Source organism: Brevibacillus brevis NBRC 100599, assembly GCF_000010165.1.
GTDB classification, from domain to species: domain Bacteria; phylum Bacillota; class Bacilli; order Brevibacillales; family Brevibacillaceae; genus Brevibacillus; species Brevibacillus brevis_D.
On sequence record NC_012491.1, the window covers coordinates 4,487,376 to 4,510,981 of the forward strand.

Sequence of the window (23,606 nt, forward strand, 5' to 3'; positions counted from 1 at the left end):
AGACGCCCAAGTAAAATTGTAGCACATTTCAGGAATATACAGGCACTTCCATTACGGGAACGGGAGTCTTAGGGGGCAGGTACGCCGTCTATGTCTTGTTTTTGCTTCCTGCCCATGCCCTGCTCCTGAAAAATATTTTTGCGCTCACTCCAACAGCATGACCTCATCGTATTTCATCAGGATGCTTCCTTCCTTGTACTCCCCCACTTTTGGCACATTCACCAAACCCTTTATGTTTTGGAGAAGCGCACGAACGATGTTCACTCCGCTTTCGTGAGCATGCGGATACCCGCCGCCAAAACGGGGATTGATCTCCGACACAACGTACTGATCTCCGACCAAAAAACAATCGATGTCAATGGGTCCACGCGGCTCTAGGACACGGATGAGTTCCTTCGCAAGTGATAGCAGACGCGGATCTTTTACCGCGAGGGAGCGATCCGTCTCCCCTGCCCGCATTCGCAGCTTTTTGCGGGTGAAAAGTGTCACCAGCTCCCCCGAGATCAGATCCACATAACCATCCACTCCGTACTCCTCTGCCTGTAGGAACGGTTGAATGACGACATCCTCCATTTTTCCCATGAGCACGGACCATTCTTGGTCATTCTCCACACGTGTGATGCCCAAACTGGCACTTCCATACCGCGGCTTGACGATCAATGGATACGTAATCTGCCCTGCAAAAAGCGCTGCTTGTACCTCGTCCATTTTGGTAAAGGTGGGAATGGCGGGAATCTGATGCGCGGACAAAAAATCATACGTTGCCCTCTTATCCAAGCACATCTGGATTACATCCCGGCTGGACACGATCACCTCGATGCCCTGCATGTAGAAACGATCAGCATGCGCTGCCAACAACGTCAGCTCAGGGTCTATTAAAGAGAGGATTGCCTTGATCTCGTATCGTTGGCACATGTGCAGAAGGGCATCGAGATAACCAGGATCATCGATACGCGGCACCTGCTCGTGATGATGAGCAGCGTACAAGGCCGGGGCCGTCGGATCGCAGTCTACTGCTATGATTCTGCCAGTGTCCCCCCATTCGCGTACAAAATAGTGGAGCAGCTTAACTCGTCTGCCTACACTGGTCACAAGTACGTTCATTCAGTTCACTACCTCCTGCTTGTCAACGTGAAAACGATAAACCGATTCGGGAATGAATTGTTGAAGAGTCTCTTTTCCCCTAACAATGAACGCTTCATTTCCATCGATGGCAAGAACAGGCGGCCTCTCCCGAATAAATGGTGGATTAAAGACGAGCGTATAAGCTCCCACGTGCCCGAAGACAAAATAATCCCCGATATCAGGCAGTGGCCCCGTGTAGCCTTGAAGCAAATAATCTTTTTCCATGCACGTATACCCGACAACATGATAGGTCGCTTCGGGAACTGGCTTGCGGTTGCACACAAGTCGGGCTGGCAAGAGGTGAGAATGCATCGTCGGCTTGACATTGTGAATACTTCCATCCACGAGAACAAATCGCTCGCCTTTGTTTTCTTTTACATCGATGACTCGGCAAACAAAATCAACGGCATCTGCCACAAGGGAAATTCCCGGCTCGAGAATCAGCAATGGCGCATGATCCAGCTCTGCCAGCTCCTCCTTCACAACTGATGTAATCGCTTCGGCGTACTCCTCAAAGGTTGGAGCAGCCGTCATCCCAAATGAGGTCGGGAGCTCGCCAAAAAATCCGCCTCCTATATCGATAAAAGCAAGCCGCTCTCCCAAATGCTGCTTCCCCAAACGGCATAGATGGCGCGTAATTTGGCGATACACGCCGACACTGCGATTGGTTGAAAAGTGTCCATGCAATCCGACTACATGCACATTCGGGGCGACAGCTAACTGACTCAGGGCTTTTTCCAAATTGCCGTTTTCGACGCAAAAACCAAATCGGCTGACCTCGTACCCATTTTGCAGAGGACTCACTCCACCCCTGGCCAAATCCACATTGATCCGTAGCCCAATCCGAAACGTCTGCTCGGGATACTGCATGGCGTAGGCCACCACCCACGGGATTTCCGAAAAAGAATCCAGATTGATCAGACTCCCCTGCTCCAAGGCAAAGTGAATGTCGTCTTCCGTTTTGAGCGGGCCGTTAAATATGATGGAGGCAGGATCGACGCCGAGCTTCCGGGCCAATTCGTACTCCAATCGAGAGACGACTTCCGCATGCGCCCCTAACTGATGCAGCTTTTGGCATAAAAACGGCAAGTAATTGGTCTTATACGAATACGCGACGACTACATGCTCATAGCGCCGAGTAAACGCTCGTTGGAAACGACGATAGTTGTCAGAGAGCTTCTCTGTGTCCAATACGTAAAAAGAAGACGAGCAAAGACTACGCCATTTTTCTAGCTGCTCATAACTATACATGGCGCACCCCCTGTTCCTGATTCAGGAGGCTACTCGTGATCACACCGATGACTCGCTCCTGCTGTTCGGCGGTTAAGCTGGAACCAGACGGCAAGCAAACACCTTGGGCAAATAGCCGATCTGAAATACTCTCATCTGGTTGGTGTGGATAGTATTGGCACTGTGCGAACAACGGTTGAAGATGCATCGGCTTCCACACGGGACGGGCTTCGATATTTTCTTTGCCCAGTTCATCGATCAGTTGTGCAGCTGAGAGGGTTGTATCCGCTGGATTCAGTGTCATCACCGTCAGCCATCGTGTGGATCGCCCTGTCGTCGGCTCGGGCATGAACGAAATACCAGGCAATTGTCCGAGGGCTTGTTCATAACGATTGAAAATCCCTCGCCTTGCCTCGATTCGCTCCTCCAAAACGTGCAGTTGGCCCCGGCCAATTGCAGCCAGCACGTTGCTCAACCGATAATTGTAGCCCATCTCTTCATGCTGGTAATGCTTGGCTGGCTCCTTCGCCTGCGTCGACCAGAAGCGCGCCTTTTCGATTGCCTCAACATCATCGGAGACGAGCATTCCCCCACCTGAAGTCGTCATGATTTTATTGCCATTAAATGAAAAGGTCCCAACATGACCAAAGGCGCCGCTCATTCTCCCTTTGTATACAGCCCCCAACGATTCGGCTGCATCTTCCACCACGCGAACCCCATACTGCTCACAAAGCGCCATCAACGGTCCCATATCGGCGCTCTGTCCATATAAATTGACGATGACGACCGCCTTGGGCAACTTGTCCGCTGCTGCCGCTTCCCGCAGGGCACGCTCTAATGCCAACGGAGACATATTCCAAGACCCGGCCTCGGAATCAATGAATACAGGAGTCGCTCCCTGGTACAAAATCGGATTGGCACTGGCGACGAAGGTGAGACTGGAGCAAAACACCGTGTCACCCGGAGCGACATCCGCTAGCCGAAGCCCGAGATGGATAGCAGCCGTACCAGAGGACACAGCCAGTGCAGCTTTTACGCCCACATACTGGGCAATCTCTCGCTCAAAGGCATCGACGTGTTCCCCCAATGGTGCAATCCAATTGGAGGCAAAGGCGTCTGCCACCAACTCCCGCTCATCCTCCCCCATATGTGGCGGTGATAAAAATATCCGCTGCTTCGCACTCATTACGACGTCCCCCCATTGCGATAGGCAGGAAAAAAATCTTGCTCGCCAGCCTGATCGACCTGTAGTTTTTGGCACAAAGCCAGATACACTTCCTCATCGTGAACTTTTTTGCCCATCCAGTAAGGAAAATGATTGCCGTTTGCAAACGAGGACTTGAAACGGAACAAGCCATCTCCATCCAGATTTCCTCCTCCAAGGAGAAGTAGCTGTGCTCCATCCTGCTTTGCCTGCTGGATCATGGCGTCGAAGAGGAGGTGGTTGACGCCAAGCGCCATGTCTTCCGTATGGGATGCCCCTAGCTGATAATGGGCGAATTGTTTTCCACTGAGCAAAAGCACTCCCGCCACCGGGCGATCCTCATGCATGGCGAGCAGAAGCCGCGGCTTGCACAGCGCTGTTTTTTTCATGAGTCCCCCAAAAAATTCAGGAGCATAGTAATAGTGCGCCGCGGCATGGTTACGGTCCATCGTCTCCCGATGCAGCTGGATAAAAGAATGCAACCGATCGATTCCGCCCAATGTAACCCGGACGTCGTTTGCCGCGGCCTTCCTCATATTTCTTCCTACGTTTTGTGTATAGTGGGCGCGGATGAAGGCAAGGGTGGGGCGTAAATCGACCGCCGTTACCATCCTCACCAGATCCAGTTGCATTTGATCCGCGAACAGCTCCGCATTCCCCAGCAACGGATGAAAGCGAACCGTTTCTGTCAGATAGTTTTTGTACCGACAGTAGACGTGGAATTGCTCCTGGAACAATCGGGCAGCCGTCTGTCCTCCCACGACAAATGGCCCTCCGTATCCAATCGAAACCAAATCAGCATAGCCGGGAATCCACCCATCCAGACGTCTGACCAAATAGGGATAGAAAACCTCGTTCTCCCCACTCTTGAAAAAAACAGCTTCTGGCGTGCCCTGCTCCATTTTGGCGTATAGCTGCACAAATTCTTTCGTGTAGGACACGTCTAACTTTAAAAATCGTCGCAAATATTCGGTCCAATCATCCTGTTCCGACAGTACGATCAGGCTCACATGCTCCCCTCCCAGCGCGCTCTGTGTTTTCACTCCCTCTGAAGTCTTCTACCGTGACGCTGCCCTGCTGATTTATGCCTGTCGATTGAAAAACATGCTTGATCGTCAGACCGATAATCCGCATATCCAGAAAAAAGCTGCTATTTTCTACATACCAGACGTCCAGCTCGAACTTTTGCTCCCAGTCAATTGCATTTCTCCCATTGACCTGCGCCCAGCCTGTAATCCCCGGCTTTACATCGTGTCGCTTCAACTGCCGCGGCGTGTACAGCGGCAGGTACTCCATCAGCAGCGGTCTCGGCCCTACGAGACTCATTTCACCACGGAGCACATTCCATAATTGCGGCAGTTCATCCAAGCTATACTTGCGCAAAAGCGTTCCGAATGAACCTAATCTCTGCTCATCAGAGAGAAGCACTCCACTCTCATCACGCTCATTGGTCATCGTGCGAAATTTGTAAATGAAAAACGATTTTCCGTGCAAACCTGGTCGCTCTTGTACAAACAAAACCGGAGACCCCAGCTTCCAGCGGATGAGAAGACTCACCAGCAAGATCAGTGGGGACAGTATGACGAGCATCAGGAAGGATACGCAACGATCAAACAAGGACTTCATGTCGCACCTCCTGATGATTCCACTTCGCTGCCGCTTCCTCCATACTGAGGCTCTGCATGCCGTACCTATCGCGTAACATGGAATAATGCTGGAGTATTTCCTCCAAAAAGGAGAGATTCTCTTCCATGTGGTTCCCGAAGTTCTCCGGATGCCACCATAGATGGTACAAACGATTGTGCTCTGCCGTGTGAGTCAGGTCGCATTTGATTCTTTTCATGCGCCATTTTTCCAACCTCTGTAGTCGAGGATGATAAGGACGCAAAAACCGGCTGGATGGAACATCGATCATTCCATCTGGACTACGCTGCAATGAAACATAGTTGTTATGGCCGGAGAGATTCACATACGCATCCATCAGCCGCATGGCTCTTTTGAACAATGTCTCTTCGGCAGCCCCTCTTGTGTGGTACATCCAAGACTGCTCGTTGCCGCGATAGGAACAGAATCCCTTTTTCTTGCACAAAGATAAATAAGCGGACTGCACCTGATTTCGCGGAAAAACAATGCTGGATGGGGCGTATCCTTTTTTGCGAGTTAATCTATGAAAAGAATCAAGGTCAGCAGCAAAAGCTTCGGGAGTCTGTCCCGGCTCTAGACAATAGTAGTGGGAAAGGGTGTGGCTTCCGATGAATTGATGCGGGTAAGAGGATATCAGCTTGATTAAGGAAGGAGCAAAATGATACGGGTCGACTTGCTCATGCTCTCCTATCGCATCTGTCTCCATATAGGGATAGGGTGACAGCTTTTCATCGGAATACGCCGGGAGATGCCGTGGGACGACACTTGCCAACTCCTTGCGCGACTCGCAAAACAAAAAACCGACAGTAGCCCAGGTGACGTGCATTTCATACTTGGCAAACAGCTCCAAAAGTGCGGGGATCACTCGACGAACGCCTAACAAATTTTGCTCATAGGATGGAATGGTTCTCTTGTCTCGGACGCCCCAGTAAAGTTCAAAGTCTAGGGAAATGACGAATGCTCCCGTCTTGTCCAATCTTCTCCGCTGCCTCCTTTCTCCTGCTCTCTTTCTTCTCGCAGCTGACCAGTCAGTTGGGCAAATAACGCCGCCTGCTTCGCAAGGACTGTCCGCTCATCGAAGTGCTCAAGCGCGATGCTGCGGCTATTCTGTCCGAATGCTTCTCTGAGTCTCGAATCCACTACGAGCTTTTTTAAGGCTGCATACAAGGGACTTACTTGTTTTGGTTCTACTAAAAATCCGTTCACACCGTCCCTGACTTCTTCCCGACATCCACGGATATTCGTAGCGACGATCGGTTTTGCCATCGCCATCGCCTCAATGATGGATCGAGGCAGCCCTTCGCGATGAGAGGGAAGAACAAAAATATCGCTTGTGGCCATCAGCTCCGGGATGTCTGTGCGGAACCCAGCCAAAATGATTTGCGGATGCTGTCGACAAAGCTCCACGAAGTTTTGCCCCCGCTGATCGCGTTCACTGGAAGATACGTCCCCCACCAACAAGAGGCGCAGACGCGGAAATTCGCCCGCCAGCTTGCGAAAGGCTTCCAACAGCTCAAAAATCCCTTTTTCCGAGACCATACGTCCCACATAGGTAATCACCACATGATCATCCTGCAGCCCGAGTGAGGACTTGATAGACTGGACCTTTTCTCTCGTAACGTGTCGTGGTTGAAAGCGTTCTGTGAGATCAACACCGTTGCCAATGTGCAGAATCCGCTCCGTCTTGGAGGAGAAGCCATCCTGCACGCTCAACTCGTAATCCTCTCGACTCTGAAGCAAAAGATAGTCGGTCATATGCCTGGCAAACCATTTTTCTAGCGTGTAGTACATCTGATACGTACTTTTGCTCATTCCCTCATGAAAGAAGTAGCCATGCGCTGTGTAAATGACATGCGACACTCCTGCCAGCCTTGCTGCCACACGCCCGAGAACAGCGGCAATTGGCGTATGGACATGCACGACATCATATTTCTCCCGTTTCATCAGCCGATACAAGGCTCCAATTGTGCCCAAATTGGAAATCGGGTCGATCTTTCGCTTAATGGGGATACTTCGAAGCGTCAATCCCTTTGCTGTTAGCACATCAAAGCGTCCTGTATCCGAACACGCAGTATGCACCTCATAGCCTTCATCCATCAGCTTTTCAATCAGGGGATACAGCAAGCTTTCTACAGAGCGGTCAATTGCGCATACTTGCAAGATTTTTTTCAAGCAGATCACCGCCATTTTTGATCTGACGCGTATTGATTTCGGCTGTCACGAAATACAGCGCGAGCAAGATCCAGAAAAACGTTTCGCGAATTCCGTTATGCGTGAGTCCATACAAAACTTGGAAGACAAGCGGATACCAAGCAACCAATCGATGCCCACGGACCGCCCCATAAATCATGAGAATAAACAACACCGTGCCTATTACGCCGTAGGAAAAGAACAGATTGGCTAAGGTAGAATGCAGCTCCAACGAAATGCTGCTGTTAAATCGCTCGTACATCCCTTCCCCTGCTCCGAACAAAATGTACTGCGGATGGTTGGCAATCCGGTCATACCCCCGCGCTGCCAAATTGTCATCCGAATCTTCGCCGAGTGTTACCATTCGTTCTTCGATTTGTGTGTAAATAGATGCGTCGCTCAGCACGTTTTCGTTGGTGTACAAATAGATGAAGAAGACAGTGAAGGACGAGACGAGCACGCAAAGCAGATTTATCCAAAACAAGCCCGTTCGTTCTTTGATGGAGAGGAGCAAAAAAACGAGGTACATCCCTACGGCACTAATGATCGCTGCTTTCGACAGGGACGCTGCAATGATGCTAAACGCCGTGCCTATCGAAATAAAGAGAGGAATGGTCTTTACAGACACGAAGCGAGCACACAGTAGGCATATTCCCATGCACAAGAGCCCAAAATAGCCGAGCTGGTTCGGATTGTTAAAGAACAACGATTGCCTGAACTCTCCGCTATCCGGTGACAAACCTGACACGAGAAGGAATGCCTGAACGAGCAAGGAAGTGGATGTAGCCAGGAAGATCCATTTGACGTACTCTTGCGGATTGCGCCTGAACAAAATAATCAGGGCAAACATCACGGCTCCGTTGTACATGTACCACTTGGTCGAGCTGAATACATCCATTTCCCCGCCCAGTGCAATCGCCCATATGCCATTCACCATCATAATGTCGTACAAAAACAGAAGGGTAAGGAAGAGAAACAATCCGAGTCTGCGATTGACCCGCCCCAGGCGAAACAAGAAGCTGTAGGCGATCAAAATCAGCATAAGAAAATCGGCGATTTGCGGATTGCCACTTGGGAAGAAGTAGAAGGGCTTAAGCACCACATATAGCAAAAGAAGGATCTTGTCCGGGGAGAGCTTTTCCTTGATCATCATTTACCTGTGTGCCAGATGGTTAGTGAATTCCAGGATTCGCCGATAATCCTCCCACGTATCAACCTCTGCCCAAAACAATCCCGGTGGTATTTGTGCGACATACACATTCTTTTCGCCCAAAAAAGAATAGAGGACATTTTCCCACCATAAATCATACTGCTTCTCCTGAATCAACCTTTGCAATCGACGCAAAAATATCGGCAGAAAGCTCTCTTGAAGTTTGGCAATTCCAACGTATTCGCCAGTTGTCTCTTCCAGAGAGAGTCCCTTTCCGTGGCGAAGCAGCAGTCCGTTTTCATAACCAAATTTATAATCTCCCTCATAGCGACGGACTGGATCAGCAAACATGACGGGACATGTGGTCTCTTGCAACACGACTTCCAGCACCTTTGATTCAAAGTAAACGTCGGCGTTCAATAGCAAGCAATCGCTCCCTTGCAAAAAATCGCGGGCGAACCAGAGGGACACGATACTATTTGTCCGATCATAAAAAGGATTGTGGTAAAAACGGATAGGTTCATCTCTGAGCTGCTTGATAATCACGTTGGCTTGATAGCCCACCACCATCGCGATCTCTTCAATTCCGTTGCGCTTAAGCTCCGTTATCGTATTTTCAATGAGCGTTTGGTTCCCGATATCCACGGTACACTTGGGAATACCGTCAATTTGCTCGTTGATTCGTGACCCGAGACCTGCCGCCATGAGCAGTGCCTTCATCCGACTCCCCTCCTTCTCTCAGAGATGGCATGACGTATTTGATGTTCAGCTTCAGCTTGTACATCGATCTGGCCAGTCCGACGAACAGGTGGTAGAAGGTCCATAGGAGCAAAAATAGCATCTGCCCGCTGATTGCCCACAGAAACGCGGTAACGAACACGCCCAACTGATAGCCCGTTTGGGTAAGAAAAAGGAAGACAAAAGCATCGATCCATTTGCTGCGCTTTCTCATAGAGACTGTTTCGTGAGAGATTTTCCCTTGGCTAAAGACGAGATCGGAACCATTGGTCGCCAAAATCTCGGCAAAAATCGAGAGCAAAATCAAATAGAGTAGCCACGGATCAAACATCGCGTGATGATCCGTGATTCCGTAAATCACACCGAATGACACTAGGTAGAGTGCATAGTTGAGCCCGATGTCCAGCCATTCTCCTCCCTTGCTCTTCTGATTACGCATGCGGGCTACTTCCCCGTCGACGCAATCCGCCAAGTAGCACAATTGACAGAAGAAGCAGCCGAGTAGAAAGGATGCTGCCGTTCCGTACATAAATGCCGCAGCGCTAAGGAGTCCGGCGACAATCCCTCCCATTGTAATCGCGTTGGGTGATATTTGTGTTTTTCGGGTCAGCAATAAGCTCACATAGATGGAGATGCGACGAATGAAGTAGTACGACCAAAATTCTTCCCTGCTCCACGGCTTCTGCACCTGCACACGGCAATGGCGTGTCTCTTCACTATCCCAAAACATAGACGGATACAGCTCATCCTTCACGGTAAGCCACCTTCTTCATGACCTCGTCTCCTGGAGCGAGACGGAATATTTTTCGGACAAAAACGGGATGTACCATGTGCGAAAGCCAAAATATTTGGATGCCCAATACGAAGCACAAAGATCTCGACAGATCAGGCTGATTGAAGTTGCAATGGCCGCCCCGATAATTCCATACAGCGGAATGAGACAAGCGTTTCCGATTATGTTTAGTGCAGCTGAACAAACAAGAATATTGCGGGCCGTTTTTTGATGCCCGGTCATTGTCAATAAAGGGATAACACTGCCTGTGCAAAAATTGACAAACTGCCCCATGCACAAAATCACAAGGACGAGACTCTCACTCGCAAACTCTTCGCCAAAGAAAGTGAGCAACGGAACGGCGAATATCGCCACCAGCAGATTGAGAGGAGCAGAGGTGAAGAAAATGAGCCGATTGGCAAACGCAATCATCTTTTTCAAGCCATCTATATCATTACGTGCGTACAGCTCAGAAAACTTGGGAGAGAGGATCGTATTGATGGAAATCAGCGCAAAGCCCGTCACCATTGCCAGACGAATGACCACACTGTATACTCCGACAGTTTTGGCATCCGTAAAAATACCCAGCATGATCATATCTGTCCACGTCATGATCAATTCCATCGACGCACTCAGATACATCGGGAGTGCCACTGCAATAATTTCCCTCAACCCAACACCAGGCTCTCCCCCAGTCGGCTGTACACTGTTACGGAATCCTCGGCTTGTCACATACCACTGCCCCATCCCATAGACAGCATTCAAGAAAACAGCAGCTGCGAGCAGTTGAATCAAGAGCATCGTACTGGGTTCGAAAAAAGGAATGGCGATAAAGAGAAACGCCAAGTGCAGAAAACGCATACCGACAATATCGACAGTGATCGAGATGACAACCCGATGTAGCGCCCGAAATGCAGATGCATACAGCCTTGCGAGCGACACAAACGGAAGCATCCACGCGACGACTCGCAGTGCCTCTGCTGGCAGCTCCCCTGCAAACACGTAGGCAGACATCTGCTCTGAGAACACATACAAAAGTACCCCAAGCACAATCGAAATCAACGTCGCCCACAGCACTACTTTGTTGAATACTTCAGAAATCTGATAAAGCGAGCCTTTCGCACGAAACTCCGAGAGAAAGCGGATGATGGCTGTATCCGTCCCCAAAACGGCCAGCACCATTCCGATGTTCATCAGGGTGAGCGTCAGCGAATAGATGCCCAGGCTCTCGGCTCCATACTCTCTGGCAATGTAGAACTGCAAGAGATAGAGCAGTACGAAGCCAAGGAGCCGAAACAAAAACGTGAAGGCCGAGCCGCGAATCACTTCGTGAACATCGCGATCTTTATTGAGACGGCCCCATTGTCGTTGCCAAGCTAATTTGAGGGCATGCATGCCTACAAACGCCCCGCTTTCTGCTATGCGTTGTACCCATATCCGTAGTAGCCTTCTCTCTTCCCTACCTTTTTGTTGTTGAGAACAACACCAAGCAGATTGGCTCCTGCTGCTTTTAATTGCTCTACCGCCTTGACAGCAGAATCCCGCTTCGTCTTGCTAGCATCCACCACCATGACACAGCCGTCCATTTCCCTCGCCAGCACCATTGCGTCGCTTACGATTAATGGCGGGCTATCGACAATGACAAAATCATAGCTGTGGCGCAGATAGTCCATCAATTCCAAGAGCCGTGGCGTCCCGAGCATTTCCGCTGGATTATGCGGGATTGGCCCTGCCGTAATGATCGACAGCTCTGACACCCCAGACGGTTGGATGATATCGGGAATCTGGCACATATCCGAAAAGTAAGAACTGATCCCATACAGATTGGGCATATCAAAAGTGAAATGTACCCGCGGATTGCGCAAGTCAAAATCAAGCAGCACCGTTTTCTTGTGATCCTTTGCCATCATCAAGGACAGGTTGGCAGCGGTGATCGTTTTTCCCTCAGAAGCCCCTGGACTGGTGACTAAAATCGTTTGCATCAGCTTGTCGCCCATGGAAAACTGAATGTTTAAGCGAAGGGTACGGTAGCCCTCTACCAGCGGAGACAGCGGCTCCCAATGGGCGATCAGCTTTTGGTAACGATCATCAGGCTTCTGCCTTCTCATACTCATTCCTCACTTCCTCCACCTTGGGCTGGCGAAATGCCTTCCGCGTTTTTTTATCAATCACCGCAATGGTTGCCAGTACAGGTAAGCCTAAATACTCCTCCACTTCTTTTTCCGATTGAAGTCGGGTATCCATCTGCACGAGTAAGAAGACGACGACCATAGACGTTGCCAACCCGAGGACAAAAGCGATTACCGAATTGAGGATCGGCTTTGGACTCACGGGAATGGCCGCCGGATTGTTTCGGGCTTCCGCCAAAATATGCACGTTGTTCATGCTGAGCATTTTGACGACTTCTTCCTGAAAGGTTTTCGCGATTGTATTGGCGATGAGCACAGCTCTGCCCTGATCCGGGTCTTCTACCGTAATGGAAATGACCTGCGAGTCCTTGACTGGCTCTACCTTTGTTTGAAGCAGCAGCTCCTCCATCGTAGAACCCGCCCCGATCACTTCGAGCACACGCTCCATCACCCGCGGACTTTCAATAATGACGCGATAGGTCTCAATCAATTTCAGATTGGAATCAATTTCTGCGACGGATAGCATGCTCTCTACGGTTGAATCCAGCGAGCGATTCACTAATATTTCCGTCTTCGCCTGATAAATCGGTGTCAGCAAATAGAAGCTCACGAGCGCTGTTCCGATAGTGCATAAAGAGGTAATCAAAAGGATCAGCTTCCATCGCTTCAACAACATCAGGAGTATTTCACGAAGATTAAGCTCCTCATTCATCCTGCTTCCCCCTTTGCCCCGCTATGCTGTCACTTCCTTCTTTTGGCAGTTGTACGGGAGGTTCGATTTGTTTTTGAAAAGTTGAAAGACTCTCGGTCAACCTCTCGCGCTCTTGCGGGCTGACAACATAGTAGTAGATTCCATTGATCATTTGACCCTTTCCTTCCAAACGAATCGTCTCAACGGAGGTAACTGCCGTACTGTAGCTTAGGGCAAGCTGTTTCATCACATCAAACGTCATGTTCGTTTTCACGTATTTCCCCATCGTCGTAAGGACATCATTCAATCGAGTAGGCGATGCAAGGGTTACCCCTTTGTCCAGCAATGCCTTGATGATTTCCTGCTGTCTTTCGTTGCGCCCGAGGTCGCCTCTCGGATCTTCGTAGCGCATCCGAGCATAGACCAAGGCTTGCTTCCCGTCTAGCTGGATGGGACCGACCGGAAAGGTGTAATCGGCATAAGTAAAGGCAAGCTTGTTGTTGACTTCTACTCCGCCCAGCGCATCGATCACACCTGCGAACCCTTCCATATTCGCGGTCACCACGTAATCAACGGGTAATTGGAGAAACTGCTCGACGGTGTCTACTGCCTGCTGCACGCCGCCGAATGCATAGGCGTGATTGATCTTATCCTGGGTACCTTTGTGAGCGATAACGGTTCGTGTATCACGCGGTATACTGATGAGCAACGCAGATTTCGTTTTCGGGTTGACGGAGAGTACGAGGATGACATCTGAGCGCCCCTTGTCATTCTCTCGTTCATCAACGCCAAGAAGCAGTAGAGTGATCGGTTCTTTGGGCAAGATAGCGGAGTTCTCCACTTCAGCCGCAGGCGGTGTAGCTCCTTCTGGGGGATTCATGGTCGACGTTTGTCTCACAGATGCTGGTTCAGTCGCTACAGGTATCTCGACAGATTTCTGCGTTCGAACAGGGAGGTACATTTTGCTGGCCGTTTCTTTTAACGAAAGATAGACATACACACCATAACCACTCAGGCTGATGAGACAAATCAATCCTCCCCATGCTAGCAGCCGCTTCCACTTGATCGTGGCGATCTTTTCCTTCCATTTGCTGACGCTCATCCGATCGCCACTGGATAAGGGACTGGCGTAGACTCTTCCTTCACGTAAGAAGTGGATTGATAGCCTGGCACGATCCCTTGCAAAATCTCGATGATGGATTGTTTATCCTCCATCGTCGCTCCCTTGTCTGCAATTTGCTCCAACCGGGCGATCCCTGCCAAGAGCTCATTCCAGGAAAAATCGAGCGGCTTCCCAATGAAGATGCGATTATGGCAAGTAGACGACAAGCCTTCTTCCGCCGTCAAAATTTCTTCGTACAGCTTCTCACCCGAACGAATTCCCGTGAATACGATCGAAATATCCTTCCCGGGCTCCAAGCCTGCCAAGCGAATCAGGTCGAGGGCCATATCGACAATCTTGACCGGTTTCCCCATATCGAGAATGAATATTTCCCCTCCCTGAGCGAGTGCTCCCGCCTGGATAACAAGCTGGGCAGCCTCAGGAATGGTCATAAAGAATCTCTCCATATCTGGATGCGTAATGGTAATCGGTCCACCTGCCCGTATTTGATTGAGAAAAACGGGAACGACGCTCCCCCTGCTCCCCAGGACATTTCCAAAGCGAACAGCCGCAAACCGGGTAAGTCCGAAATGGTTATAACCCTGGATCAGTAGCTCAGCGATCCTTTTCGTGGCTCCCATCACACTGGTTGGATTCACTGCCTTGTCCGTCGAGATAAGGATGAAATGAGAGACGCTGGTTTCCAGCGCGCATTCCGCCACGTTTTTCGTACCCAGAATGTTATTTTTTAATGCCTCACACGGGTTGTTCTCCATTAACGGCACATGCTTGTGGGCTGCCGCATGAAAAACAACGGCGGGACAATATTCATGCATAATCGAAGAAATTCTTTGTCTGTCACGAATATCTGCAATCAAGCTGACTGTCTCCTGCTCAGGAAACAAACGCGAGAGCTCCAGGCCCATTTCAAAAATACCGTTCTCTTCGTTCCCCAAGAGAAGAAGTTTCCTTGGGCCAAATCTAGCTATTTGTCTGCAAAGCTCAGACCCAATCGAGCCGCCCGCTCCTGTCACAAGTACGACTTGCTGCCGCAAGTACCCCGTAATCTCTTCCAGATTGACTTGAACAGGCTCTCTTCCCAATAAATCCTCCAACGCTACATCCCGAATCATGTTCATCGTGATTTTTCCGCTGATGATATCTGCTACATGCGGCAAAATTTTGACGCTTGCTCTCGTCGTTTTGCAAATATCGAAGATCTCCTTAATCGTCTGTCGAGAAGCAGATGGCATGGCAATCACGATGTCTGAGATGGAAAGTCGTTGAACGACACGGACAACGTCAGCCCGATTCCCTACAACGGGCAGGCCGTACACACGCAGATTTTGTTTACTGGGCTCATCGTCGATAAAAGCCACTGGACGCAGCTCCGACAAAGGCGAGGTTTTCATCTCTCTGGCTACGAGCACTCCTGCACTACCTGCCCCGATAATTAATGTGCGCCTGCGATCCTGCGTTCTTTTCTCCCGCTCTTCATACCACCACTTCCATACAAACCGAGAGCCTGTGATCCCAAGCAAAACAAAGGCTAGTGTCATGAGAAAGAGTGAGGTGGGAAATCGGACGGACCAACCAAGCAGGTACGTCATTTTTAGTACCAGATAGAGAGCCAAAACAGAAAAGCTCGTGGCAAAAATGATCGAGACCAGTTCGCGAACACTGACATAGCGAAAAACAGGTCGATAGAGCTGAGCAAAGTGCATGCCTGTCACGACGAACAGTACGTGGCCAATCATTAAATACATAGGTTGATAGTCGCTTATCTCCGTGAAAGAAAAATCAAATCGAACCAGGCAGGCCAACCAGACAGCCAAGCTGATAATTCCTGCGTCCGATAAGCTTAACCAGAATCTTCTCTTCCGGTAGCTCATATTCATCCGCTCCAGGTGATCGTTATTCAAAAAATGGTCATCATAAACGCCACAGGCTAATTTCTGCCGGGCATGTTTCGCGATTGAGCACGCTTTTCACATCTGCGATAACACCTTGCCCCTGATACAAGAGCCCTGCAAGCTCCTCCCATCCCAGGTGCAGATATCGCTCATGAGGTACAGCCAATACGATTCCGTGGGCAGGCTGCAGGTCTTCCCATTCCCGCAATTGAATGCCGTATTCCTCTCTCGTCCGCTCTGGACAAGCCAATTCATCTGTCACTTGGACCTCTACTCCGAACTCCTTTAATTCCTGAATAATGTCGATGACCCGACTATTGCGAATGTCGGACACGTTTTCTTTAAAGGTGATGCCCATAATCGTAATCCGCGAGCCTTGAATCGCAATATTTTGCCAGATCATTTGTTTCACGAGTGAGGTCGCGACGAACTTGCCCATGCCGTCATTGATCCGGCGTCCAGCCAGTATGACCTGTGGATGATAACCAACACTCTCCGCCTTGTATGTCAAATAGTACGGATCGACGCCAATACAATGACCACCGACGAGTCCTGGAGAGAACGGAAGGAAATTCCATTTGGTCCGTGCGGCTTGGAGCACATCTGCCGTAGAAATGCCCAAGCGGTCAAAAATAATCGAGAGCTCGTTGATTAAGGCGATGTTGATGTCGCGTTGCGTGTTCTCAATCACTTTGGCTGCCTCAGCCACCTGAATCGAGGGCGCTTTGTGAATACCCGCCTCTACAATCAACCCGTACATCTCGGCAATCGTTTCACACGTCTGGCGATCTTGCCCTGAAACGACCTTGACGATCTGAGACAATCTCCGTTCCCGATCCCCAGGATTAATTCGTTCAGGTGAGTAGCCGACGAAAAAATCAATTCCCGCCAGCTTTCCAGACGCTTTTTCCAATACAGGAATACAAATTTCTTCTGTTGCCCCTGGATACACGGTCGATTCATAGACAACGATGGTCCCTGAAGTCAGATATTGCCCAACGCTTTCAGACGCGAGAGTGAGTGCGCGCATATCGGGTCGTTTCGCAGAATCGACAGGTGTGGGTACCGTGATGATGATAAAATCACACGTTGCGAGACTTGCGGGGTCATCTGTATACGTGATGTTGGCTCGCATCAGCTCTTCTGTAGACATCTCTCCGGTTTCATCCATTCCGCTCTCCAGACTGCGTATGCGTCTTTCGTCAATGTCAAAACCCACTACTGGAAGCACTTGGCTAAAAGCAATCGCGACAGGCAGTCCTACATATCCTAGACCTACTACTCCCACTTTTTTACGCATGAGCGACACCATAATAGCTGACGTACCAGTCTACAAAGCGGGATATTCCCACATCGACTGGTGTTTTTGGGCGAAAGCCTGTCGCCTCATACAGAGCTTCTACTGATGCATAGGTAGCAGGAACATCCCCCGGCTGGATGGGCAAATAGTCGCGAACAGCCTTTTTCCCCAGCTTCTCTTCCAAGATCGAGAGAAACGTAAGTAAATCGATCGGCTGGTGATTCCCGATGTTGAAAACCTCATGCGGCGCCTTATCCCCTTCCCTTTGGGGGATTCGATTCATCAGTCGCAGCATCCCTTCGACGATATCGTCCACATACGTAAAGTCCCTTGTCATGTTGCCGTAGTTGAAGATACGGACAGGCTCTCCCGACAAAATCGCCTTGGTAAACGTATAGAGCGCCATATCGGGTCGGCCCCACGGCCCATATACCGTAAAGAAGCGCAGTCCCGTCGCAGGCAAGCCGTATAAATGACTATAGGTATAGGCCATCAGTTCATTGGCTTTTTTCGTTGCTGCGTACAAGCTGACCGGCTCATCTACGGGATCGTACTCCGCAAAGGGTAGCTTTGTATTCCCTCCGTAGACGGAGCTAGAGGATGCGTAGAGCAAATGCTTGACCCTCGACCGTCGGCATCCTTCCAAAATGTTTAGAAACCCGGTGATATTGGAAGTCGTATAGGCATGAGGATTTTCCAGACTGTACCTGACGCCCGCCTGAGCGGCCAAGTGAATGACAGTCTCCGGCTCCATTTCTCGGAACAACTCGTCCATCTTGCTCTGATCTGCAATATCCGCTTTGACAAAACGAAATAATGGATACGCTTGGAGGATTTCCAGTCGGTTGCTCTTCAAGACCGGGTCGTAATACTCATTGCAATTATCTACCCCCCACACCGTCTGTCCTTGTTCCAAAAGCCGTCGTGCTACATGAAAACCGATAAATCCAGCTGCACCTGTCACCAAAATCGACATACTATCCACCTCTTTGCTTATTCATACGGAGGTTCTAGGACAAATATGCCAGTCGTGGCCCAAAGTTTATGGAACACATTTTTATGGAGCCCATGCCCTTTTTACTAAATGGTTGTCAACTTTTGAGAAATGGTTGAATGAAATGAAAAGAAGACAATCTTGTCTACCCATTTTTTGGAGGGGAATGCTTTTATGTGGATTGATGTAAAAACGTACGGAGCAAAGGGGGATGGGGTGACCGACGATACCCAAGCAATCCAGACTGCATTAACTGCTGCTCTGAACCTGCAAATTCCATTGTTTTTCCCTGCTGGCACCTATATCATTGAGCCAAACAGATTGGAGGTTATCCTAGGAGCAGGAAAAAGCCTAGTGATGCAGGGAATCGGTCCTTTTTCCGTAATAAAAAGGAAAGCGAATTCAACTGCCGCAGATTGGCGCTGGCTGTTCTCGATTACGTCCGCGGGTGGGGATGCTGATTCTTTTGTGGTCGCCAACCTGAAGATCGATTCCAATGCGAGAGCAAACCCGCTGCCACCCGACCCTTACGATTACGAGCATAGCACCGATTTCTACATTCGTGGTGGCGGTCCTAGCAGCTATATCAATTACGTAGCGCTACAACAAGTATGGTGTACGGATGGAGTCGCCGACCATTTTTACTTTGCCGGGGAAAAAAACTGCTATGTCCGCACTGTGCAAATTACCGATTTTTACAGCGACAACCGCAAGCGTACACGCTCAGACATTACCGTGACGGGTGGCCTAGAGCGGCTGAATGCAGCGAATGTAGCGTGTGATCGTTTTGAGGTCGAGCTCAATCAAGGGTACGACGGAGCTACACCCATGTTCGTAAACCTGACCAATATCTCTTGCCGTCAACAGCTCGACTTGGAAGGAGATTTGTCCTCCCCAATGGTCGTGCAAGGTAGTCATCTTGTTTCGCTCGCTAGCTTCAGTCTTACTGGCATGACAGGCTGTATCAGCTCCTCGGTATTTTATACGGCACCTGAACAGAAAAATCGGGTGAACTTTATGAAAAACATGACGTTCAGCAATTGTCGCTGGGTATTGCATACGACCACGCAAGGAAGCACCAAGACAGTTGGTACCGGTCTCACCGTGGATTATTCAGATGTAGGACTTGTATTTGATGGCTGTAGCTTCGAGGCCAATGATACAGCGACTTCCATCGGCGGCTACGCCTTGAGTTTGGAGCCATGGGAAGTGCTCGCCGAGAGACAAGTTACTGTCAGAAACTGTTCGTTTGACCCTCGACTGACCCAAAACATCTCTTTGAACCGCTGCGGAAATGTCTCCCTCATAAACAACCGTTACTCCGGGTCCGATCACGCCATCATGCTCTACGGCACCGGAACGTACCCATTGGTAGTCACCGTGGATGGTGGCGACTTCAGCCAGGTTACTGGAAAAATGTTTTATCACAAGTCTTCGGATAAAATAACCCTCTCCATGAAAAACCTCCCTGTTCCTGTTTCCCTCACAAGCGGCTACAAATCCGAAAACTCTTCCTTTACCCCAATTGTTTCCATCAACGAACGTGTTGTGTATGTCGCAACAGCCCCCAGCGCCTCCGTCAAATATGGCGGTATCAAAGGCGATACTCTGCGCTTGATCACTCCTGTAAACAATCAACCCTGTGAATGGATTGCGACTACGACAAATAAGACAGCCTGCACCTGGTTAGTAACCAAAACGGCCAAAAGCTAAGGGGAATGAAAAACATCCATCTGACCCCTCGTTGTGGGATAGATGGATGTTTGTTATTAGGCAATACGCTCCAAATCCGGATTGTACCGTTTCACATAGGTATAAATTTCTTCCCCAAGCAATTGCGTTCTTACTAGCCCATCTGCCTGCTCACTCAAATGCTGGGTGAGTTGATTGGTTCCATTTTCGATGCGTCTTTTGGCAGCCTCAGGCAGTGTCAATACATGCGGTACGAGCAATTGCAGGTACCAAACGCCCTTGTCTTCCTCAGAGACATCGATCTCCAGTTCCATGTCCGGACTGTCGAAATCGTACAGCTGGTTAAAGAGCGACTCCCTTTTTTCCAGCGTCAATGCGGTAATGTCGATTTTCTCCACGCTCAAATAATACTCTTCATTGAACAAGACAACTTTGTCGTCAATTTCCTGAAACTTTTTCGCCAGCGGATTCATCGTCATCGTTCCTTTCCATTTCACATCTATTTTATAGCATACTACCTTACTGAATATTTAGGCAACTCGTCCGTATAGAAAGGGCCTTGCTCCATGCAAGACCCTCGTATTTTACAGGAGAGTCGATCCCTCCACTACGGCTTGGGCGTCCTCCTTGGAAATAAGGACGGCGCGAGCCTTACCGCCGCTTTGTCCTGCGACGTACCCATCTGCCTCCATCATTTCGATGAGACGGGCAGCACGGTTATATCCGACGCGGAAACGGCGTTGCAATCCAGATGCAGAAGCTTGGCCCTGCTCAGCCACGAACACAAGGGCTTCCTGATACAACGGATCATCTCCGCTGTCAAACGATGCAACCTGCTGCTCCAAATCTTCTTTGCTGAAAATGTACGCAGGCTTTCTTTGCTTTTTGATCATCTGCGTGATTCGCTCGATCTCGTCATCCGAGACGAAGTTCCCTTGCAGACGAACCGGAGTCGTACCGCTCTCAAGAAACAGCATGTCCCCTCTACCCAACAGTCGTTCTGCCCCAGATTGATCGAGAATCGTACGCGAATCAACTTGGGAGAACACGGCGAAAGCAAGACGAGTCGGTACGTTTGCCTTGATGTTTCCGGTAATGACATCCACGGATGGGCGCTGTGTCGCCAAAAGCAAATGAATACCGCAAGCACGTGCCTTCTGAGCGATCCGGATAATGCAATCCTCCACATCCTGCGGCGAAACCATCATCAGGTCAGCCAACTCATCGATGACGATCACGATATAAGGAAGCTGATCATCTGTCGTCTGATTGTAGCGGTCAATATCGCGAACACCCGCATCTACGAACAACGCATAGCGCTTCTCCATTTCTTCCACAGCCCACTTGAGAGATGCCGTTGCCTGCTTGGCCTCTGTCACGACAGGCGTAACCAGATGCGGCAAATGATTATAAGGGGCGAGCTCTACCATTTTCGGGTCAATCAAGAGCAATCGCACCTGCTCAGGAGTCGCCTTGTACAGCAGACTGACGATGATCGAGTTGATGCAGACACTTTTACCCGAGCCTGTCGAGCCGGCAATCAAACCGTGCGGCATCTTTTTAATATCCGCAATAATCGGCTCGCCGCCGATGTCCATACCAAGTGCGACTGCCAACGGAGAGGAATGCTCCTGAAACTTGTCTGAACTGATGATCTTCTCGATTAATACAGGTTGGCTGGACATATTCGGGACTTCGATTCCGATGGCATTGCGTCCTGGAATCGGTGCCTCGATACGAATATCTTTGGCAGCTAAATTCAGCTTGATATCGTCGACCAATCCCGTAATCTTGTTCACTTTTACGCCCGGAGCCGGTTGCAACTCAAAGCGTGTCACGGATGGGCCTTTGACAATCCCTACTACTTGAGCGCTGACATTGAAATTCACGAGCGTCTCTTCCAATAATAGCTTTTGAATTTGCGTATGCTCATCGTCGTCATCACTGACCGGTGGGCTTGGATTCAGCAGTCCCAAATCCGGCAAGGCGTATGGCGGCTGTGCGGACTCTGCTCCTTGGTCCGCTTCATTGGACGAGTCTTTTACCGGAGCTGACGCAGGCTGCATCGACTTGGATGCCTGAGACAGGTTCACGGACTGTGTAGCGGATGAAGCAGGGACTGGTACGGTGGTTTCAGGTACAGTTTCAGGTACGGTTTCAGCAACTGGTTCTTCAATAGGTTCCACAACGGATTCCACAATTGGTTGAGCAATAGATTCAGGCTCACTTGGTTCTGCTGGTTCTACGTGCTCAGGCGACTCTTCGGAACCTGAACCCACTCCTATTGAACTGAGCTCCTGTGGTGAATCTATTTCTGCTCTCTCTAGCAAACGGCTGATAGCAGATGCATAGGCAGGCTCTTCGACATCATCGCTCTCTAGCTCCGTATCGACTGCTTGATTCTCCTCCCCCACGGAAGGAGGCTGCACGGTATCGCCATCATTCTCGCTCTCCACCTGCACAACCCCACTAAATGTAGGAATCAGTCTATGCTCGGCTTCCTCATCGGCTAGTCGCTCTTCCATCGTTTGAGACTCCAATACCTCTTCTTCCGCATCCACGCTCGCCATTGGTTCTACGAGTTCGCTCACTTCTATTTGTACCTCTTCTTCCTGATGCACTTCAGCCACCGTCTCTTCGGCTTTTGGCTCGAGTGCATCAGAATCTTGCAGATCCGTAGCTAGCAACCCCATATCCACCAGCGTTTTTTCTTCTATTTCTTCTACTACTGTCTCTTCCACTTGTTCGGAAGCAGCAACCTCTCGTTCTGAATCAAGAGCTTCTGCCACGACAGTCTTTGCAACAGTATTTTCTTCTTCGTTATGTACAGAATCATTCGCAACAACAACATACTGCGGTTCATTTTGCTCAAAAGAAGCAGACTCTTGCTCCTCCGGAAAATATCGCTCGCTGATCTCTTGTTCCCACTGCTTCATCTGCTGCAAATGCTCTTCTTGCTCCTGACGCGGATAAATGATTCCCGCAGTCGTATGAATCCGATGCTCTGCCTCACGCGTCGCCGGGGTTATTTTCCCATAAACAGGAGAAACGATTTCAGACGGCTGGTAGGCACGCTTTTCTTCTGTAGAAAAAACGGGTCTCGTTACTTTTTCCACTTCTTTTTGCGGCGCACGGTTTGGACGCTGCGGTATCTCGATGTTGTTTTTAACAAGCTCAGGCTTCTTTTTCTCGAAAACGGGCTCTATCTTTGCTTCCAATCCGCGATCATTTACTGGTCGCATCGTTTCACGCTTGGGTTCGAATCGCTCACGAGGTGCCTGCTGGCGACTGCGATCATTCGATTCGGCAGGATTCTCGCTACGATTGCGCTTCTTCTCCAAATAGTCATCCGGGACGACTGGAAAACGAAATTGACGCTCTCTTCTTTGACGCACATTGTCTTCTATATCTCGAGTGTCTACCCGTTCTTTTGGGTATATGCTTTTTGTTCTCGCTTGAGGCTGAGGCTGACGGGGAACAGGATTATCTGCTTGGTTACCGCTACCTGCTGGACGGCCTTCTTCCTCTATCTCTTCTTCTCTTTCTCCCTGAAAAAAGTTCATCAGCTTTTGAAGCCACGACCACATGTTGCAACGCCCTTTCTTCACTAACCATCTTTTCCCCTTCATTTTACCATGAAAGTGGGACAGAATTAGCCGGATTGTGATTTTTTTCCGTTTTTGCGAAACCTTTTCTCTATTTGTGCGTAGAACAAAGGGGGAATAAAAAATA

The 23,606-nt window shown here is 49.7% G+C and carries 20 protein-coding genes; 1 reads left to right on the plus strand and 19 read right to left on the minus strand.

What is annotated here, in order from left to right; translation table 11 throughout:
* Positions 1 to 144: 144 nt before the first annotated feature.
* From BBR47_RS21300 to BBR47_RS21380, 17 genes are read right to left on the minus strand one after another with little or no spacing between them, the layout of a single operon-like run.
* Positions 145 to 1,104, minus strand: coding sequence for an ATP-grasp domain-containing protein (locus BBR47_RS21300; RefSeq protein WP_015892487.1), 960 nt, complete (start codon positions 1,102 to 1,104; stop codon positions 145 to 147).
* Positions 1,105 to 2,376, minus strand: coding sequence for a hypothetical protein (locus BBR47_RS21305; protein WP_015892488.1), 1,272 nt, complete (start codon positions 2,374 to 2,376; stop codon positions 1,105 to 1,107).
* Complete coding sequence (locus tag BBR47_RS21310; protein ID WP_015892489.1) at positions 2,369 to 3,541, minus strand: DegT/DnrJ/EryC1/StrS family aminotransferase; 1,173 nt, start codon at positions 3,539 to 3,541, stop codon at positions 2,369 to 2,371. The genes BBR47_RS21305 and BBR47_RS21310 overlap by 8 nt, the downstream gene beginning before the upstream one ends.
* Positions 3,541 to 4,569, minus strand: coding sequence for a GNAT family N-acetyltransferase (locus BBR47_RS21315; RefSeq protein WP_015892490.1), 1,029 nt, complete (start codon positions 4,567 to 4,569; stop codon positions 3,541 to 3,543). Before BBR47_RS21315 ends, BBR47_RS21310 begins: the two co-directional genes overlap by 1 nt.
* Positions 4,538 to 5,185 (minus strand): sugar transferase, encoded by a 648-nt coding sequence (locus BBR47_RS21320; RefSeq protein WP_015892491.1) that lies wholly within the window; start codon positions 5,183 to 5,185, stop codon positions 4,538 to 4,540. Before BBR47_RS21320 ends, BBR47_RS21315 begins: the two co-directional genes overlap by 32 nt.
* Positions 5,169 to 6,179, minus strand: a complete 1,011-nt coding sequence (locus BBR47_RS21325; protein WP_015892492.1) for a polysaccharide deacetylase family protein — start codon at positions 6,177 to 6,179, stop codon at positions 5,169 to 5,171. The genes BBR47_RS21320 and BBR47_RS21325 overlap by 17 nt, the downstream gene beginning before the upstream one ends.
* The gene (locus BBR47_RS21330; protein ID WP_231850629.1) at positions 6,146 to 7,384 is read right to left on the minus strand and encodes a glycosyltransferase family 4 protein; all 1,239 of its coding nucleotides are present in this window, start codon (positions 7,382 to 7,384) and stop codon (positions 6,146 to 6,148) included. The genes BBR47_RS21325 and BBR47_RS21330 overlap by 34 nt, the downstream gene beginning before the upstream one ends.
* A complete protein-coding gene (locus tag BBR47_RS21335) occupies positions 7,344 to 8,546 on the minus strand; it encodes an O-antigen ligase family protein (protein ID WP_015892494.1) in 1,203 nt (400 codons plus the stop codon). The genes BBR47_RS21330 and BBR47_RS21335 overlap by 41 nt, the downstream gene beginning before the upstream one ends.
* Complete coding sequence (locus BBR47_RS21340) at positions 8,547 to 9,263, minus strand: NTP transferase domain-containing protein (protein WP_015892495.1); 717 nt, start codon at positions 9,261 to 9,263, stop codon at positions 8,547 to 8,549.
* On the minus strand, positions 9,208 to 10,035 hold the full coding sequence (locus BBR47_RS21345) for a CDP-alcohol phosphatidyltransferase family protein (protein ID WP_015892496.1): 828 nt from the start codon (positions 10,033 to 10,035) through the stop codon (positions 9,208 to 9,210). The genes BBR47_RS21340 and BBR47_RS21345 overlap by 56 nt, the downstream gene beginning before the upstream one ends.
* 15 nt (positions 10,036 to 10,050) lie before the next feature.
* On the minus strand, positions 10,051 to 11,448 hold the full coding sequence (locus tag BBR47_RS21350) for a flippase (protein ID WP_015892497.1): 1,398 nt from the start codon (positions 11,446 to 11,448) through the stop codon (positions 10,051 to 10,053).
* Positions 11,449 to 11,471: 23 nt separating this feature from the next.
* Positions 11,472 to 12,167: a CpsD/CapB family tyrosine-protein kinase gene (locus tag BBR47_RS21355; RefSeq protein ID WP_015892498.1), complete on the minus strand. Its 696-nt coding sequence runs from the start codon at positions 12,165 to 12,167 to the stop codon at positions 11,472 to 11,474.
* Positions 12,142 to 12,894, minus strand: a complete 753-nt coding sequence (locus tag BBR47_RS21360) for a YveK family protein (protein WP_015892499.1) — start codon at positions 12,892 to 12,894, stop codon at positions 12,142 to 12,144. The genes BBR47_RS21355 and BBR47_RS21360 overlap by 26 nt, the downstream gene beginning before the upstream one ends.
* The gene (locus tag BBR47_RS21365) at positions 12,887 to 13,975 is read right to left on the minus strand and encodes an LCP family protein (protein ID WP_015892500.1); all 1,089 of its coding nucleotides are present in this window, start codon (positions 13,973 to 13,975) and stop codon (positions 12,887 to 12,889) included. Before BBR47_RS21365 ends, BBR47_RS21360 begins: the two co-directional genes overlap by 8 nt.
* A complete protein-coding gene (locus BBR47_RS21370) occupies positions 13,972 to 15,867 on the minus strand; it encodes a polysaccharide biosynthesis protein (RefSeq protein ID WP_015892501.1) in 1,896 nt (631 codons plus the stop codon). The genes BBR47_RS21365 and BBR47_RS21370 overlap by 4 nt, the downstream gene beginning before the upstream one ends.
* Positions 15,868 to 15,907: 40 nt before the next feature.
* Positions 15,908 to 17,188 (minus strand): nucleotide sugar dehydrogenase, encoded by a 1,281-nt coding sequence (locus BBR47_RS21375; protein WP_231850505.1) that lies wholly within the window; start codon positions 17,186 to 17,188, stop codon positions 15,908 to 15,910.
* Positions 17,181 to 18,164 carry an NAD-dependent epimerase gene (locus BBR47_RS21380; protein ID WP_015892503.1) on the minus strand — a complete coding sequence of 328 codons (984 nt, stop codon included), beginning with the start codon at positions 18,162 to 18,164 and terminating at the stop codon, positions 17,181 to 17,183. Before BBR47_RS21380 ends, BBR47_RS21375 begins: the two co-directional genes overlap by 8 nt.
* 192 nt (positions 18,165 to 18,356) lie before the next feature.
* On the opposite strand from BBR47_RS21380, the gene BBR47_RS21385 reads away from it, so the two are divergent.
* Positions 18,357 to 19,895, plus strand: coding sequence for a glycosyl hydrolase family 28-related protein (locus BBR47_RS21385; RefSeq protein ID WP_015892504.1), 1,539 nt, complete (start codon positions 18,357 to 18,359; stop codon positions 19,893 to 19,895).
* A gap of 56 nt (positions 19,896 to 19,951) precedes the next feature.
* Here BBR47_RS21385 and BBR47_RS21390 read toward each other — a convergent pair whose 3' ends face one another.
* Both BBR47_RS21390 and BBR47_RS21395 read right to left on the minus strand, forming a co-directional pair.
* Positions 19,952 to 20,347 carry a hypothetical protein gene (locus BBR47_RS21390; RefSeq protein WP_015892505.1) on the minus strand — a complete coding sequence of 132 codons (396 nt, stop codon included), beginning with the start codon at positions 20,345 to 20,347 and terminating at the stop codon, positions 19,952 to 19,954.
* Between the two features lie 111 nt (positions 20,348 to 20,458).
* Positions 20,459 to 23,461, minus strand: a complete 3,003-nt coding sequence (locus BBR47_RS21395) for a DNA translocase FtsK (protein WP_041749909.1) — start codon at positions 23,459 to 23,461, stop codon at positions 20,459 to 20,461.
* Positions 23,462 to 23,606: the final 145 nt, after the last annotated feature.